The sequence below is a fragment of the Bacillus sp. FSL P2-0099 genome, assembly GCF_038007445.1.
GTDB lineage: Bacteria > Bacillota > Bacilli > Bacillales > Bacillaceae_G > Bacillus_A > Bacillus_A mycoides.
In genome coordinates this window covers 4,487,514-4,502,946 of sequence record NZ_JBBOXE010000001.1, presented here as the reverse complement: position 1 = coordinate 4,502,946, position 15,433 = coordinate 4,487,514, and the positions used below count along the sequence as shown (strand labels likewise).

At 38.5% G+C, this 15,433-nt stretch carries 13 protein-coding genes and 3 other annotated features (1 of these 16 running past the window's edge); of the genes, 11 read left to right on the top strand and 2 right to left on the bottom strand.

Translation table 11 applies throughout. From position 1 onward, the window contains the following. Positions 1–115 precede the first annotated feature (115 nt). Entirely contained in the window at positions 116–325 is a 210-nt protein-coding gene (gene sspI, locus MKY90_RS23280) for a small acid-soluble spore protein SspI (RefSeq protein ID WP_000009511.1), read from the bottom strand. An 82-nt stretch (positions 326–407) separates the two neighbouring features. Here sspI and MKY90_RS23275 point away from each other — a divergent pair, with 82 nt between their 5' ends. The 6 genes from MKY90_RS23275 to MKY90_RS23250 all read left to right on the top strand — a co-directional run bounded on the left by MKY90_RS23275 (position 408) and on the right by MKY90_RS23250 (position 8,185). Then, a complete protein-coding gene (locus MKY90_RS23275; protein WP_002015458.1) occupies positions 408–1,205 on the top strand; it encodes a TrmH family RNA methyltransferase in 798 nt (265 codons plus the stop codon). Between the two features lie 92 nt (positions 1,206–1,297). Further along, positions 1,298–1,526 (top strand) — a binding site (T-box leader). Positions 1,527–1,569: 43 nt separating this feature from the next. After that, positions 1,570–2,604 (top strand): phenylalanine--tRNA ligase subunit alpha, encoded by a 1,035-nt coding sequence (gene pheS, locus MKY90_RS23270; RefSeq protein WP_002015457.1) that lies wholly within the window; start codon positions 1,570–1,572, stop codon positions 2,602–2,604. Positions 2,605–2,622: 18 nt separating this feature from the next. After that, the gene (gene pheT / locus MKY90_RS23265) at positions 2,623–5,043 is read left to right on the top strand and encodes a phenylalanine--tRNA ligase subunit beta (RefSeq protein WP_002129337.1); all 2,421 of its coding nucleotides are present in this window, start codon (positions 2,623–2,625) and stop codon (positions 5,041–5,043) included. A 154-nt stretch (positions 5,044–5,197) separates the two neighbouring features. Next, positions 5,198–5,449 (top strand) — a binding site (T-box leader). A 51-nt stretch (positions 5,450–5,500) separates the two neighbouring features. Beyond that, entirely contained in the window at positions 5,501–6,892 is a 1,392-nt protein-coding gene (gene asnS / locus MKY90_RS23260; RefSeq protein WP_002112170.1) for an asparagine--tRNA ligase, read from the top strand. Between the two features lie 173 nt (positions 6,893–7,065). Beyond that, positions 7,066–7,968, top strand: coding sequence for an SDR family oxidoreductase (locus MKY90_RS23255; RefSeq protein WP_341092665.1), 903 nt, complete (start codon positions 7,066–7,068; stop codon positions 7,966–7,968). A gap of 82 nt (positions 7,969–8,050) precedes the next feature. Then, positions 8,051–8,185, top strand: a complete 135-nt coding sequence (locus tag MKY90_RS23250; RefSeq protein WP_002112167.1) for a YuzL family protein — start codon at positions 8,051–8,053, stop codon at positions 8,183–8,185. 216 nt (positions 8,186–8,401) lie between these two features. On the opposite strand, the gene rnhC is transcribed toward MKY90_RS23250, so the two are convergent. Further along, positions 8,402–9,340, bottom strand: coding sequence for a ribonuclease HIII (rnhC, locus tag MKY90_RS23245; RefSeq protein ID WP_098167948.1), 939 nt, complete (start codon positions 9,338–9,340; stop codon positions 8,402–8,404). A gap of 123 nt (positions 9,341–9,463) precedes the next feature. On the opposite strand from rnhC, the gene zapA reads away from it, so the two are divergent. The 5 genes from zapA to MKY90_RS23220 all read left to right on the top strand — a co-directional run bounded on the left by zapA (position 9,464) and on the right by MKY90_RS23220 (position 15,315). Then, positions 9,464–9,733, top strand: a complete 270-nt coding sequence (zapA, locus tag MKY90_RS23240) for a cell division protein ZapA (protein ID WP_002088902.1) — start codon at positions 9,464–9,466, stop codon at positions 9,731–9,733. Positions 9,734–9,735: 2 nt separating this feature from the next. Continuing rightward, positions 9,736–10,275 carry a CvpA family protein gene (locus MKY90_RS23235; protein ID WP_016092403.1) on the top strand — a complete coding sequence of 180 codons (540 nt, stop codon included), beginning with the start codon at positions 9,736–9,738 and terminating at the stop codon, positions 10,273–10,275. Positions 10,276–10,330: 55 nt separating this feature from the next. Further along, positions 10,331–12,049, top strand: coding sequence for a DNA polymerase/3'-5' exonuclease PolX (gene polX / locus MKY90_RS23230; RefSeq protein ID WP_341092664.1), 1,719 nt, complete (start codon positions 10,331–10,333; stop codon positions 12,047–12,049). 19 nt (positions 12,050–12,068) lie between these two features. Further along, on the top strand, positions 12,069–14,429 hold the full coding sequence (locus MKY90_RS23225; protein WP_061673926.1) for an endonuclease MutS2: 2,361 nt from the start codon (positions 12,069–12,071) through the stop codon (positions 14,427–14,429). A gap of 196 nt (positions 14,430–14,625) precedes the next feature. Further along, positions 14,626–15,315 carry a 23S rRNA pseudouridine(2604) synthase RluF gene (locus MKY90_RS23220; protein ID WP_033731387.1) on the top strand — a complete coding sequence of 230 codons (690 nt, stop codon included), beginning with the start codon at positions 14,626–14,628 and terminating at the stop codon, positions 15,313–15,315. 107 nt (positions 15,316–15,422) lie between these two features. Next, positions 15,423–15,433: a binding site (T-box leader), on the top strand; it runs 240 nt beyond the window's last position.

Here is a 15,433-nt window from a genome sequence, read left to right as displayed (position 1 = left end):
TGAATATTGTACTCCATCGGGGTAGTGTTAGTAAAGTAGAAATGTTTAGGAGAAGAAAAATTTTATAGACATAAAAGGTCACCTTAGTTTTTTTTCTAAGGTGACCTTTTATTGCTTATTTTTTTAATCCTTGCTCCAGTGTTCCTAACATTTCGTGTTTTTCATTTTCATCAGCATTTTTCCAAATGACTTCGAATAAAACGCCAAGACCTGGAAGCATTTTTTCTTCACCGCTTTGAATTGCATCGACAATCGTTTCTTGTAATTGGTCTTGTGAATTTCCAGATACATTCGCTAATACCGCGCCGCGTAAATTAAAACTCATTATCTTCACCTCTTCTTCAGAATTGAAACTGACGTTAGTTTTTGTTCTTTTTTATGTAAATATGTATGAAAAATAGGCTATAATGATAAGACAAGAAGAGAGGGAAATACATATTATGAAAAACATTGATTCAGTACAAAACCCGCGTGTGAAGCAGTGGAAAAAGCTGCAGACGAAAAAAGAGCGCGATAACAAAGCTTTATTTTTTGTAGAAGGATTCCATTTAGTAGAGGAAGCGTTAAAGGCAGGAGTTGTAACAGAACTTATCGTTTCAGATCAGACAGATCTTCCGAAAGATTGGACAGTTAATGATGTTGAAATGTATATTGTGCCTGAAGCAATTGTAAAAGTACTTCGCGAAACAGAAACAACGCAAGGTGTATTTGCTGTTTGTGAGAAACATGAGAAAGAAGTAGCTCTTACTGATGGGAAATTTCTTTTATTAGACGGCCTTCAAGACCCAGGTAATTTGGGAACGATTATTCGTACAGCGGATGCAGCGGGTATTCATGCCGTTGTGCTTGGAGAAGGGTGCGTTGATGTTTATAATAGTAAAGTACTACGATCTACACAAGGTTCTATTTTCCACTTACCGGTTGTGAAAGGGAACTTAGAAGAATGGGTAGACAAGTTAAAAGAAAATAATGTCCCTGTATATGGAACAGCTCTTGAAAATGGAGTTCCATTTGGTGAAGTAACCCCGGCTGGAAGTTTTGCATTAATTGTAGGGAATGAAGGAAGCGGCGTACGCCAAGAAATTCTTGCGAAAAGTGATCAAAACTTGTATATTCCGATTTACGGCGGGGCAGAATCATTAAATGTTGCGGTTGCAGCAGGGATTTTAACGTATTATTTACAAAGCCCAGTTGCGAATCGATAAAAAACTTCTTATAATAAGTTGAAGTACATGTTCATAAAAAAGTGGTGAAATGAGTATCGAACTTTTTTGAACATATAATAAAAGTATATTAATGAAAAACGTTGATAGAGAAGAGTAGCTTACAAAATCGCCATATAGGGAGAGAGTGCCGTAGACTGAAAGCATTCTTATGGTAGATGGAAGTGAATTCACCTCTGGAGTTGGCGCCAGGACCATTTATATGTAAAGGCGTTCCGGTCAGAATTGATCGTTATAACTAATGAGTGGGCAGACTTGTTCTGTCAATTTAGGGTGGTACCGCGAATTTACCTCGTCCCTTTTTGGGAGCGGGGTTTTTTTATTTTTAAAATTAGGAGGGTTCCAAATGGAAGCACGTTTAAAAGAGCTAAAGCAAAAAGCGTTAGAGCTTATTGAAGAAGCGAAAGAGCTAAAGGGCTTAAACGACGTACGCGTAGCGTATTTAGGGAAAAAAGGTCCAATTACAGAAGTATTACGCGGCATGGGGAAATTATCAGCAGAAGAGCGTCCACGTATGGGAGCATTAGTAAATGAAGTACGTGAAGCGATTCAAACGCGTCTAGAAGACAAAATTGGTAACTTAGAAAAAGCAGTAATTGAGGCGAAATTAGCTACTGAAACAATTGATGTTACACTGCCAGGTCGTCCTGTTGAAACAGGTTGTCACCATCCGTTAACAGCAGTTGTTGAACAAATTGAAGATGTATTCATCGGTATGGGTTATGAAGTAGCTGAAGGAACAGAAGTAGAAAAAGACTACTACAACTTCGAAGCATTAAACTTACCGAAAGATCACCCAGCGCGTGATATGCAAGATACATTCTACATTACAGAAGAAACGTTACTACGTACACATACATCTTCTGTGCAAGCACGTACGATGGAAAAGAATAAAGAAAAAGGACCGATTAAAATTATTTGTCCTGGTAAAGTGTATCGCCGCGATGACGATGATGCAACGCATTCACACCAATTCATGCAAATTGAAGGTCTTGTAATTGATAAAAACATTCGCATGAGTGACTTAAAAGGTACACTGCAAGTATTCGTGAAAAAGATGTTCGGTGAAGATCGTGAAATTCGTCTTCGTCCAAGTTTCTTCCCATTCACAGAGCCGTCTGTAGAGATGGATATTTCTTGTATGATGTGTCACGGTAAAGGTTGTGGCACTTGTAAAGGGACTGGTTGGATCGAAATTTTAGGAGCAGGTATGGTTCACCCGAACGTACTTGAAATGGCTGGTTATGATTCAAAAGAATATCAAGGTTTCGCATTCGGTATGGGCGCAGAGCGTATCGCAATGTTGAAATACGGCGTAGATGACATTCGTCATTTCTATACAAATGATGTACGTTTCTTACAACAATTCAAACGAGCGTAAGGGAAGGAGAGGATAAATATGTTCGTATCATATCGTTGGTTACAAGAGTATGTAGATATTAAAGATGTAACAGCACAAGAACTAGCAGACAAAATCACGAAAAGTGGTATTGAAGTAGAAGGTGTTGAAGTATTAAATAAAGGTGTAAAGGGTGTTGTAGTTGGTCACGTATTAGAATGTGAAAAACACCCAGAAGCTGATAAATTAAGCAAATGCTTAATCGATATCGGTGAAGAAGAGCCGGTTCAAATTATTTGTGGAGCTGCTAACATTGCAAAAGGTTTAAAAGTACCAGTTGCAAAAGTTGGCGCTGTACTTCCTGGTAACTTCAAAATTAAAAAAGCAAAACTACGCGGGGAAGCTTCTCACGGTATGGTTTGTGCTCTTCAAGAGCTTGGTATTGATGGGAAATTCGTTGCGAAAGAATATGCAGACGGTATCTTCATCTTCCCAAGTGATGCTGAAGTTGGTGCAGATGCACTTGAAATTTTAAATTTAAATGATGAAGTACTTGAGCTTGGTTTAACACCAAACCGTGCAGATTGCTTAAACATGTTAGGTGTTGCATATGAAGTAGCTGCTATTTACGGCCGTGAAGTAAAACTTCCAGCTATCGACTTACAAGAAACAGCAGAAAAAACTTCTGATTACATTTCTGTAAGTGTAGAAGCGAAAGAAGAAAACCCATTATATATTGCAAAAATGGTGAAGAACGTAAAGATTGGTCCATCACCAATGTGGATGCAAACTCGTCTTATGGCAGCTGGCATTCGTCCAATTAGTAATGTAGTTGATATTACAAACTACATTTTAATGGAATACGGTCAACCGTTACATGCATTCGATTACGATAAATTAGGTTCAAAAGAAATCGTTGTTCGTCTTGCAAAAGAAGGCGAAAAGATTCAAACATTAGATGCTCAAGAACGTACGTTACAAAGCCACCATCTTGTAATTACAAACGGCACAAAAGCGTTAGCTGTTGCTGGTGTAATGGGCGGAGCGGATTCTGAAGTTGATAGCGAGACAGTAAACGTTCTAATTGAGTCTGCATACTTTGCAGGTCAAACAGTGCGTCGTACATCAAAAGACTTAGGTCTTCGTAGCGAATCAAGTGCACGTTTTGAAAAAGGAATCGACCCAACACGTACATTTGAAGCAATTCAACATGCAGCTGCTTTAATGGCAAAATACGCTGGTGGAGAAGCACTTGAAGGTGTAGTAGAAGCTGACAACTTACAAGTACAAGAGCGTACAGTATCTGTTACTGCTGAAAAAGTAAACCGTGTATTAGGTACAGATATTTCTGCGAGTGAAATGGGTACAATGTTCACAAACTTAAAATTCCCATTCACAGAAGTAGAAGGAACATTCCATGTAAATGTACCAGCACGTCGTCCTGACATTACAATTTCAGAAGACTTAGTAGAAGAAGTAGGTCGTCTGTATGGTTATGATCACATTCCAGTTACATTACCATCTGGAACAATGACACGTGGTAAATTAACATCAGCACAAACGAAACGTCGTAAAGTACGCCGCTTCCTAGAAGGTGCTGGTTTATATGAAGCAATCACATATTCATTAACAAGCGCTGACAAAGCGAAACAATATATGGTTGAGCCGAACGAAAAAGCTCCTGTAAATCTTGCGCTTCCAATGAGCGAAGAGCGTAGCCAACTTCGTTTAAGCTTAGTGCCACAATTGTTAGAAGCAGTTTCATACAATGTTGCACGTAAAAACGACAGCGTTGCATTATATGAAGTAGGTTCTATCTTCTTACCAACAGAAGCAGGAGAACTTCCGAAAGAAGAACAACATCTTGCAGGTGTTATGACAGGTCTTGCTCTTCACCATGCATGGCAAGGTGAGAAGAAAGTTGTAGACTTCTTCGTTGTTAAAGGTGTATTAGAAGGATTATTCGACGTACTTGGCGTGGCAAATCAAATCACTTATGCACCAGCAAAACGTGAAGGTATGCACCCAGGCCGTACAGCTGACATCGTATTAGATGGTGAAGCAATCGGATTCATCGGTCAATTGCACCCGGAAACAGAAAAACAATTAGATGTGAAAAATACATTCGTATTCGAATTATCTCTTGCAAAAGTATTCGGTGCAGACGCTGAGGAAACTTACTACTTAGCAATTCCACGTTTCCCATCTATGACACGTGATATGGCTGTTGTAGTAACAACAGAAACAAAAGCTGGTGAAATGAAGCAAGTCATTGCTGAAGCTGGCGGAGAACTTCTGAAAGACGTAGCACTATTCGACTTATACGAAGGTGAAAAAATGGAAGAAGGCAAGAAATCACTTGCATTCTCTATGAACTACTTCGATGCAGAACGTACATTAACAGACGAAGAAGTAACAGAAGCACATAACCGTGTATTAACAGCGGTAGAAGAGAAATTTGGTGCGGAGTTACGTAAGTAATAAAAAAGTTGCCGGAATATTTTCCGGCAACTTTTTTATAGAACAACTATCGAAGGATGTCGGTAGGTCGATATATTGCGAAAATCGCTGATATATTTTCTGGCATCTTGCATCTTTCTCTCGAATGTAGTACATTAATTTTAGTTTAACAAAACGAAAGACGATGATAAGGAAAAGTAGTATATACTATAATCCAAAGCGAGTCAGGGGCGGTGAGAGCCTGATGAGGCGGTATATGTGAAGAACACCTTGGAGTTGCTAACCGAAATTGAAGCTTGTATTCAAGAGTAGACTTAGACGGGAATCCGGCCTGTTACAAACCGGGAAGTATGTATTACATACGAGTTAAAGTTGGTCTTTATGACAAATTGGGTGGTACCGCGAAGTTTAACCTTTCGTCCCTTTATGGATGAAAGGTTTTTTGTATTTAAATATATGAGTAAAGGAGAATTTTACTATGGAAAACATATTAGTAAAAAGTCTGTATAGAGATACAGATAAATACGCAGATCAAACAGTACAAGTATCAGGTTGGATTCGTAACTTACGTGATTCAAAAGCATTTGGTTTCATCGAATTAAACGACGGTAGCTTCTTCAAAGGTGTTCAAATCGTTTTCGATACAGAATTAGAGAACTTCAAAGAAATTGCAAAGCTTCCACTTAGCTCTTCAGTTAAAGTAGAAGGTAAAGTAATTGCAACGCCTGGAGCGAAGCAACCATTTGAAATTAAAGCAGAAAAAATTGATATCGAGGGCTTATCAGATTCTGATTACCCACTTCAAAAGAAGCGTCATACGTTTGAATATTTACGTACAATCGCTCACTTACGTCCAAGAACAAATGCATTCTCTGCAACGTTCCGTGTGCGTTCTATCGCAGCATTTGCGATTCACCAGTTCTTCCAAGAGCGTGGATTCGTACATGTTCACACACCAATCATCACTGGTAGTGATACAGAAGGTGCAGGCGAAATGTTCCGCGTAACAACGCAAGATTTAAACAACGTACCTAAAGGTGAAGACGGACAAGTTGACGAATCAAAAGACTTCTTCGGTAAAGAAACAAACTTAACAGTAAGTGGACAGCTTAATGCTGAAGCTTATGCGTTAGCATTCCGTGATGTGTATACATTCGGTCCTACATTCCGTGCAGAAAACTCAAACACAACTCGCCACGCAGCTGAGTTCTGGATGGTTGAGCCTGAGATTGCATTCGCTGAGTTAGGCGATGTAATGGATCTTACAGAAGATATGCTGAAATATGCAATGAAATACGTACTAGAGCATGCACCAGAAGAAATGGACTTCTTCAACAGCTTCGTTGATAAAACAGTTCTAGAGCGCATGAACAACGTAATCAACTCTGACTTCGGTCGCATCACTTATACAGAAGCAATTAAAGTACTTCAAGAATCAGGTGCTGAATTCAAATACCCAGTAGAATGGGGTATTGACTTACAAACAGAGCACGAAAGATACTTATCAGAAGAAATCTTCAAACGCCCTGTATTCGTAACTGACTATCCGAAAGACATTAAAGCATTCTACATGCGTATGAACGAAGATGGTAAAACAGTAGCAGCTACTGACCTTCTAGTTCCTGGCATCGGCGAATTAATCGGCGGAAGTCAACGTGAAGAAAGAATGGACGTTTTAGTAGACAGAATTAAAGAATTAGGTATGAACGAAGAGGACTACTGGTGGTACTTAGAACTTAGAAAATACGGCGGTACAAAACACGCTGGATTCGGTCTAGGTTTCGAGCGCTTCCTAATGTATATCACTGGTATGGCTAACATCCGTGACGTAATTCCATTCCCAAGAACTCCAGGTTCTTCAGAGTTTTAAAATATAAAAAAGCGAGAGGATTTCCTCTCGCTTTTTTTATTGGAAAGGGTGTAACTACAAGCCGAATTTTATAAAGTATTTCACGATTGGAAAAGATGTTGTTCATAGTTCCCTTCCCACTTCATATATAAGTAAAACGAATGCGACATTTATAGGGAAGGGGTTTTTGTACAATGGGAGAAATTCCAAGTCATACAAAGTGGACATTGCGTGACAAGTATATAGTGATCACTGGTGCAACAAGTGGTATTGGATTAGCGGCAGCTAAGGTATTTGCCGAACGCGGTGCCAAACTAGGAATCATTGCACGTAACGAAGCAAAAGCGAATGATGTTATGACTCAAATTAAAAATGTAACGAATGGGAATGCAGTGGTAGATAGATTTTTAGCTGATATGGCTTCCCAACAATCTATACGCCGGGTAGCTACTGATATTTTAGAAAGGTGTCCGAGAATAGATATATTAGTGAATAATGCTGGTGCTTTATTTCAAACAAGGCAGCTTACGAAGGACGGTTTGGAGATGACCTGGGCGGTAAACCATTTAGGTCCATTCTTACTCACTAATTTGTTGTTGGAGCGTTTAAAAGAAAGTGCTCCTGCTCGTGTCATTACCACTGCATCTCACGGTCACAAAATGGCTAAAAAGGGAATTGACTTCGGTGATCTAGATGCAGAACAACTTTATCGCGGTGTTAAGAAGTTCATGGGCGGTCCCACAATGCGTTATGCGCAAACAAAACTGGCTAACATTTTATTCACCTCTGAATTGGCACAGCGGTTGGAGGGAACGAGTGTTAGTGCCTATAGCTTTGATCCAGGGCTAGTGGATACGAATTTTAACCAGGACAATGGTCTGGTTGCTCGCTTAACTATGGCAGCAATGCAACCTTTCTCTCGTACACCCGAGGAAGGTGCTGAAACTCTAATATGGCTAGCAGAATCAACTGAATTTACTGATCATAGTGGTTATTACTATGCCGATAAGCAAATAGGAAAAATGTCTGAAGCTGCCTTGGATAAGGATGCCGCAAAACGTTTATGGGACATTAGTGAAAAACAGATAGGAGGATAAAAGAGTAGCCAGTATATGTTCAGATGGTTATGCTGAATAGTTTTTTACTCTTAAGTGAAAAGTAATCTTGGGGGTGATTGTAATGAGTAAGAAAGTGAAAACAGACCATTCTAGATCAAGCTTAGGTTCTCCGGAAGTGGAAGGACAAGGAACGACTACGCATGAAACGGGTTCTTATAAAGTACCTTCATCAAATAAGAAGCAGAAACGAAGTTAAACATAAAAAGGGAGTCATGGAGACTCTCTTTTTTTAGGTGAATAGTGAATATATATCGTCCTAAATTTAAATATATATCGATATAACGAAGAAGTGCGACAAAAATAGGAACGTGTGAGATTCTATTTATCCATTTTTCATCCATAAAAGGCGAAAAGAATTCAATTCTTTTCGCCTTGTTTAGTTCATTCATATCCTGTCGATACTAAAAAGTAGTTATTTTTTTAATAAGCGAAACGCCTTCTCTGTATTAGCAAAATGCACTTTCACAAATTCAGGTAGTCTTTCTTTACCGACTTTTTGAATTAATTTAGCAGCGGCAATATCAACTTGTTTACCAGCACCTTTCGGAAGTTGCATACCAGCTTTTTTGCTTAGTTCGTCAAATTGTTTTACGAATGAGTAACGAGCTAAAATGGAAGCGGCGGCTACTGCTAAATGGACACTTTCACCTTTTGTAGCGAAGTAAACATTTTCACGCTGTACCTGTTTTTGTTTCGCTAAATATTTATAGTATGTATCAGGCTGTGTAAATTGGTCGATTAAGATACCCTCAGGTGTTGTAGGTGCAATTTTAGCCAATAAGTTTGTGATGGCTTTGTTATGTAGTAAAGCTTTTAGTTTACCTTGGTTGTTTCCTTTATCAAATAGCTCGTTATATTTTTCATTATGAAGAACGAGGGAGCTGTAAGGAACAACGTGAAGGAGTTGTTTTGCAATCTCAGCAATTTGAGCATCATTTAAGTTTTTGGAGTCTTTTACACCGAGTTCTTTTAAAAGTGGAATTTGCTTCGCATCCACATATACAGCAACAACTGTCATCGGTCCGAAGTAATCACCAGTACCTACTTCATCGGACCCTAAAATCGACATTGTACCAATAGAAGAAGGTGGTGCATATTGATGCGAATTGACCGATTTTTTTACAGTGGATTTTGGTGTTTGAGAGACAGTTTGCCAACGAGAAGCTTCTGCTTCAGCACGTCCACCTTGAAACATTACTTTTCCTGATTTATAGGCTGTAATTGTGCAAGATGGAACCTTTGCCATAAAGATACCGCCTTGCGGAATTTTGGGGCTAAGTGCTTGTTTGTATTGTTGTTTCATGTCTTCAATTACTGTAGAACTTGTTTGTATTACGATAGAATTTGACAAAATGGTCGCTCCTTTTTTATGTTGTTATTTTTATCATATCGGATTGTTCTTTCTGTTTCCATATTATGATGGTTCATGGTATGATAAACTTTAGGATTCTGTACGTGATTGGAGGCCGGTGAGTTGTCACAACAAAAGGGAAATAAAAGTCGAATTAATGTAGAAATATATGGCCAACAGTATTCAGTTGTTGGCGATGAAAGTACAAGTCATATCCGCATGGTAGCAGCGATTGTGGATGATAAAATGCGCGAACTCAATGCCAAGAATCCTTCGCTTGATACGAGTAGACTAGCGGTATTGACGGCGGTAAACGTCATACACGATTACATAAAATTAAAAGAAGAACATGAGAAGTTGAAAGAAAGTATGACACAAAAAGGAATGGAATAAACATGATTGATATTATTATCATTTTATTGCTTGTTATGGGATTTTTCCTCGGTTTACGCAGAGGATTTATTTTGCAACTTGTAAAGTTAACAAGCTTTATTATCGCATACCTCGTTGCATACTGGTACTGTAAAGATTTAGCGCCAACGCTTGCGAAATTTATTCCGTATCCATTCGATAAGAATGTATCTGTTCCAGAATGGATAGATGCGAATAATATTGAGGGTGTCTTCTATCAAGCAATTGCGTTTATTGTATTATTTATTATTACAAAAATCGCACTTTCACTACTTGGTAATTTACTGAATATGTTTGCAGAAATCCCAGTTTTAAAGCAAGTCAATGCGGTTGCTGGGGCACTTCTTGGCTTTTTAGAAGTGTATATCGTTCTGTTTGTCTTAATTATTGTTGGAACAATTCTTCCAATTGAACAAATACAAACACCATTACAAAAATCATCAATTAGCAAAATAATTGTAGACGATACACCGATTCTTTCTGAAAAGGTGAAGGAACTATGGCAGACAGGTAGCAGAGTGTAACTTCTCTTTTTTCGGAAAGAGAAGTTTTTTTCTATGAAAGAAAGGCGGGGCAATGATGAAAGTGAATAAAAAACAAGTTATCAAATTACTAGAGACAATCGGCCTATTTATGGAACTAAAGGGCGCGAATCCATTTAAAATATCTGCATTCCGTAAAGCGGCGGCAGCACTAGAAAGTGATGACCGTAGTCTTTCTGAAATTGAAGATTTTACAAAGATTCCAGGTATCGGAAAAGGAACGGCAGCAGTTATTCAAGAATATATAGAATCGGGAACATCTGAAGTACTACAAGAACTTGAAAAAGAAGTACCAAGCAGTTTATTACCACTATTAAAACTACCAGGCCTTGGTGGTAAAAAGGTGGCCAAGTTATACAAAGAACTTGGTGTTGTTGATATGGAAACGTTAAAAGCTGTTTGTGAAGAAAATAAAGTACAAGCTTTAGCTGGATTCGGTAAGAAAACAGAAGAGAAAATATTAGAAGCAATTGATCAAGTAGGCTCTCGTCCAGAGCGTTTACCAATTGCGATGGTATTGCCTATTGCCGGGGAAATAGAGGAGAAATTGTCGAATGTTGCTGAAATAATTCGTTTCTCACGCGCTGGTAGTTTACGCCGTGTTCGTGAGACAGTGAAGGACTTAGATTTCATCATTGCAACGACAGAGCCAGCAGTAGTGCGTGAACATTTACTACAATTTGATAATATGATTGAAGTGATTGCAAGTGGAGATACGAAAGTATCTGTTCGTCTTCAATATGAATATGATATTTCAATTGACTTCCGCTTAGTAAAACCAGAAGAATTTATTACAACTCTTCACCATTTCACAGGATCAAAAGACCATAACGTAAAAATGCGCCAAATTGCGAAAGATAGAGGCGAGAAAATTAGTGAATACGGTGTGGAAATCTTAGAGACAGGTGAAGTGAAAACATTCGAAACAGAAGAAGCATTCTTCGCCCACTTTGGCCTTCCATTCATCCCACCAGAAGTGCGTGAAGATGGAAAAGAAATTGAATTAATTAAAGAGTATCCGAACTTAATTCAGTTCTCTGATATACAGGGTGATTTACATATGCATACAACGTGGAGTGACGGTGCTTTTTCAATTGAAGAAATGGTGCAAGCGTGCCGCGCTCGTGGATATAAATTTATGGCAATTACTGATCACTCGCAATACTTGAAAGTAGCAAACGGTTTAACGAAAGAGCGTCTTCGTGAACAAGCGAAAGAAATTGAACGTATGAATGAAAAGTATCCAGACATTACAATTTTGCGCGGGATTGAAATGGACATTTTACCAGATGCGACACTTGATTTTGACGATGAAGTATTAGCAGAACTAGATTATGTCATTGGAGCTATTCACTCTAGCTTCTCACAAGACCGTGAAACGATTATGAAGCGTCTTCGCACTGCACTTGAGAATAAGCATGTCACAATTATTGCCCATCCGACAGGACGTCTTCTTGGGCGCCGTGAGGGTTACGATGTAGATACAGATTTATTAATCCAGCTCGCAAAAGAAACAAATACAGTTTTAGAATTAAATGCAAATCCAAACCGTCTAGATTTAAGCGCGAAATTATTAAAACAAGCACAAGATGCTGGTGTAAAAGTAGCGATTAATACGGATGCCCATACACTTGAAATGTTAGAAGATATGGAAACAGGTGTAGCAGCAGCGCGCAAAGGTTGGATTCAAAAAGATAACGTGATTAACACATGGGATATTGAACGTTTATTAGACTATATTAAACGTAATAAGTAATACAGGGGGGACCTGCAACATGTTAGAACGAACGTTGCGTGTATTAGAATACAATAAAGTAAAAGAACAATTACTTGAACATACAGCATCTTCACTTGGTCGTGATAAAGTGAAGAATTTAGTGCCAAGCACAGATTTTGAAGAAATTGTGGAATTGCAAGAAACAACGGATGAGGCAGCGAAAGTCATCCGCTTAAAAGGACATGTACCACTTGGAGGGATTTCTGATATTCGTGCAAATATTAAGCGTGCGAAAATTGGAAGTATGTTAAGTCCTCATGAATTAATTGAAATCGCAAGTACGATGTACGGTAGTCGCCAAATGAAACGTTTCATTGACGATATGATTGACAACGGTGTTGAGCTTCCAATTTTAGAAACACATGTCGCACAAATTGTGTCTTTATATGATTTAGAAAAGAAGATTACAAATTGTATTGGTGACGGCGGTGAAGTAGTCGATAGCGCAAGTGACAAATTGCGTGGTATTCGTAATCAAATTCGTACTGCGGAAAGCCGTATTCGTGAGAAATTAGAAAACATGACGCGTTCTTCAAACGCGCAAAAAATGTTATCAGATGCAATTGTAACGATTCGTAACGAACGCTACGTAATCCCGGTAAAACAAGAATACCGCGGCGTATATGGTGGTATTGTTCACGATCAATCTGCTTCTGGACAAACATTATTTATCGAACCGCAAGTAATCGTGGAATTAAATAACGCACTTCAAGAAGCACGTGTGAAAGAAAAACAAGAAGTAGAACGCATTTTAATGATGTTAACGGAAGAAGTAGCAGTGGAAGCTGATATTGTTTTATCAAACGTAGAAGTAGTTGCAAATCTTGATTTTATTTTTGCGAAAGCTCTTTATGCGAAGCGAATTAAAGCGACGAAGCCAATCGTAAATAATGAACGCTACATGGATTTAAAACAAGCACGCCATCCGCTTATTGATCCGGAAATTATCGTGCCAAATAACATTATGCTTGGTAAAGACTTTACAACAATCGTTATTACAGGACCGAATACAGGTGGTAAAACAGTTACACTGAAAACAGTCGGTATTTGTGTCTTAATGGCGCAATCTGGTCTTCATATTCCAGTAATGGATGAATCAGAGATATGTGTATTTAAAAACATCTTTGCTGATATCGGTGATGAGCAATCGATTGAACAAAATTTAAGTACATTCTCTTCTCATATGGTAAACATTGTAGATATTTTAGAAAAAGCTGATTTTGAAAGTTTAGTCCTATTTGATGAATTAGGTGCTGGGACAGATCCGCAAGAAGGGGCTGCACTAGCGATTTCTATTTTAGATGAAGTATGTAACCGTGGTGCTCGCGTTGTTGCAACGACGCATTACCCAGAATTAAAAGCATATGGATACAATCGTGAGCAAGTTATTAATGCGAGCGTTGAGTTCGATGTGAATACATTAAGCCCAACGTACAAATTATTAATCGGTGTACCAGGACGTAGTAACGCCTTTGAAATTTCGAAGCGTCTTGGTTTGTCTGATCGAGTTATTGATCGTGCTCGTAACCATATTAGTACAGATACGAACAAAATCGAAAATATGATTGCAAAGCTAGAAGAAAGCCAAAAAAATGCAGAGCGCGAACGAAAAGAAGCGGAAGAGCATCGTAAGCAATCTGAAAAACTTCATCGTGAATTACAACGTCAAATTATTGAATTTAACGATGAGCGCGATGAAAAATTATTAAAAGCGCAAAAAGAAGGGGAAGAAAAAGTCGAAGCTGCAAAGCAAGAAGCAGAAGGCATTATTCAAGAACTTCGTCAATTGCGTAAAGCACAGCTTATAAACGTGAAAGACCATGAGCTTATTGAAGCGAAGAGCCGTCTAGAAGGTGCGGCGCCAGAGCTTGTGAAGAAACAAAAAGTAAACGTGAAAAACACAGCGCCAAAACAACAATTACGCGCAGGTGATGAAGTAAAAGTGTTAACGTTCGGTCAAAAAGGTCAATTGCTTAAAAAAGTAAGTGATACAGAGTGGAGCGTACAAATTGGTATTCTGAAGATGAAAGTGAAAGAATCCAATATGGAATACATTAATACACCGAAGCAAACTGAGAAAAAAGCAGTCGCAAGTGTGAAGGGTAGAGATTATCACGTGTCGTTAGAGCTAGACCTTCGCGGCGAACGTTATGAAGATGCAATGATGCGCGTTGAAAAATATTTAGACGATGCACAGCTTGCAAGCTATCCTCGTGTATCAATTATTCACGGCAAAGGAACAGGAGCGCTTCGCCAAGGTGTACAAGATTACTTGAAGAAACATCGCGGTGTGAAAACCTACCGCTACGGTGACATGGGCGAGGGAGGCCTAGGCGTAACAGTTGTCGAATTAAAATAGTAAACAACCAAACAAAAGGGGAAACCATTATATGTTTATGGACAAACTTGCAAAAGTATTGTTAGCTTGTTGCGGAATATTTTTGGTAATTGGGGTTATTTATTTAGTTGTTTTTGCGAAGTAAAGGAGCGTCAATCTTGGCATAATGATATCGCCATGGATTGACGCTTTTAATCTATAAGAAAAGGAACAAAACATGAAAATCAACCAATACATAAGCGAAGCAAAATCCTGCTCAAGACGTGAAACAGACCGTCTCATTAAAGCAGGACGTGCCTGTATTAACGGTGAAGTATGTACGCACGGTGCACTCGTTAATGAAGGTGATATTGTAACGATTGATGGGCAAGTTATTGTAAAAGAAGAGAAAGAAAAGGTGTATATTGCCTTCCATAAACCAGTCGGAATTACTTGTACAGCAGCTGAACATATTGAAGATAATATTATTGATTATATCGATTATCCAGAACGAATCTTTCCTGTTGGACGATTAGATAAAGCATCGGAAGGACTCATCTTATTAACGAATGACGGTGCGATTGCGAATCAAATTTTGCACGGTGATCATGAGCATGAGAAAGAATATGTTGTCACTGTTGATAAGCCGTTTACAGATTGGTTTATTGATGAGATGTCCAGCGGTGTAAAGATTAAAGATGGAATGACGAAGCCATGTAAAGTGACGAGAGTTAATCAGTCTACATTCCGCATCGTTTTAACGCAAGGAATGAATAGGCAAATTCGTAGAATGAGTCGTGCTTTCGGATTTACTGTAACAAAGCTAAAGCGAGTACGCATTATGAATATAGAGCTAAATGAGCTTGAAGCTGGAAAATGGCGAGACATTACACCTAAGGAATTAGAAATATTAATAGGGCAGTTATAGGGAGGAAAGTTTTCTCCCTATATTTTTTTGTCAGAAAAAATAAAACTATTGATTTTTTAAAAAATAGCCCATATAATAAAAAACAACAAGTTTCGACAACATATTTTATAAAAGTAAT

Excerpts from the sequence above, each read along its gene's own strand:
- MKY90_RS23235 (WP_016092403.1), top strand. The coding sequence starts at position 9,736 with ATGATTGATATTATTATCATTTTATTGCTTGTTATGGGATTTTTCCTC.
- pheS (WP_002015457.1), top strand. The coding sequence starts at position 1,570 with ATGGAAGCACGTTTAAAAGAGCTAAAGCAAAAAGCGTTAGAGCTTATT.
- MKY90_RS23220 (WP_033731387.1), top strand. The coding sequence starts at position 14,626 with ATGAAAATCAACCAATACATAAGCGAAGCAAAATCCTGCTCAAGACGT.
- polX (WP_341092664.1), top strand. The coding sequence starts at position 10,331 with ATGAAAGTGAATAAAAAACAAGTTATCAAATTACTAGAGACAATCGGC.
- MKY90_RS23255 (WP_341092665.1), top strand. The coding sequence starts at position 7,066 with ATGGGAGAAATTCCAAGTCATACAAAGTGGACATTGCGTGACAAGTAT.
- asnS (WP_002112170.1), top strand. The coding sequence starts at position 5,501 with ATGGAAAACATATTAGTAAAAAGTCTGTATAGAGATACAGATAAATAC.
- MKY90_RS23250 (WP_002112167.1), top strand. The coding sequence starts at position 8,051 with ATGAGTAAGAAAGTGAAAACAGACCATTCTAGATCAAGCTTAGGTTCT.
- MKY90_RS23225 (WP_061673926.1), top strand. The coding sequence starts at position 12,069 with ATGTTAGAACGAACGTTGCGTGTATTAGAATACAATAAAGTAAAAGAA.
- sspI (WP_000009511.1), bottom strand. The coding sequence starts at position 325 with ATGAGTTTTAATTTACGCGGCGCGGTATTAGCGAATGTATCTGGAAAT.
- MKY90_RS23275 (WP_002015458.1), top strand. The coding sequence starts at position 408 with ATGATAAGACAAGAAGAGAGGGAAATACATATTATGAAAAACATTGAT.
- pheT (WP_002129337.1), top strand. The coding sequence starts at position 2,623 with ATGTTCGTATCATATCGTTGGTTACAAGAGTATGTAGATATTAAAGAT.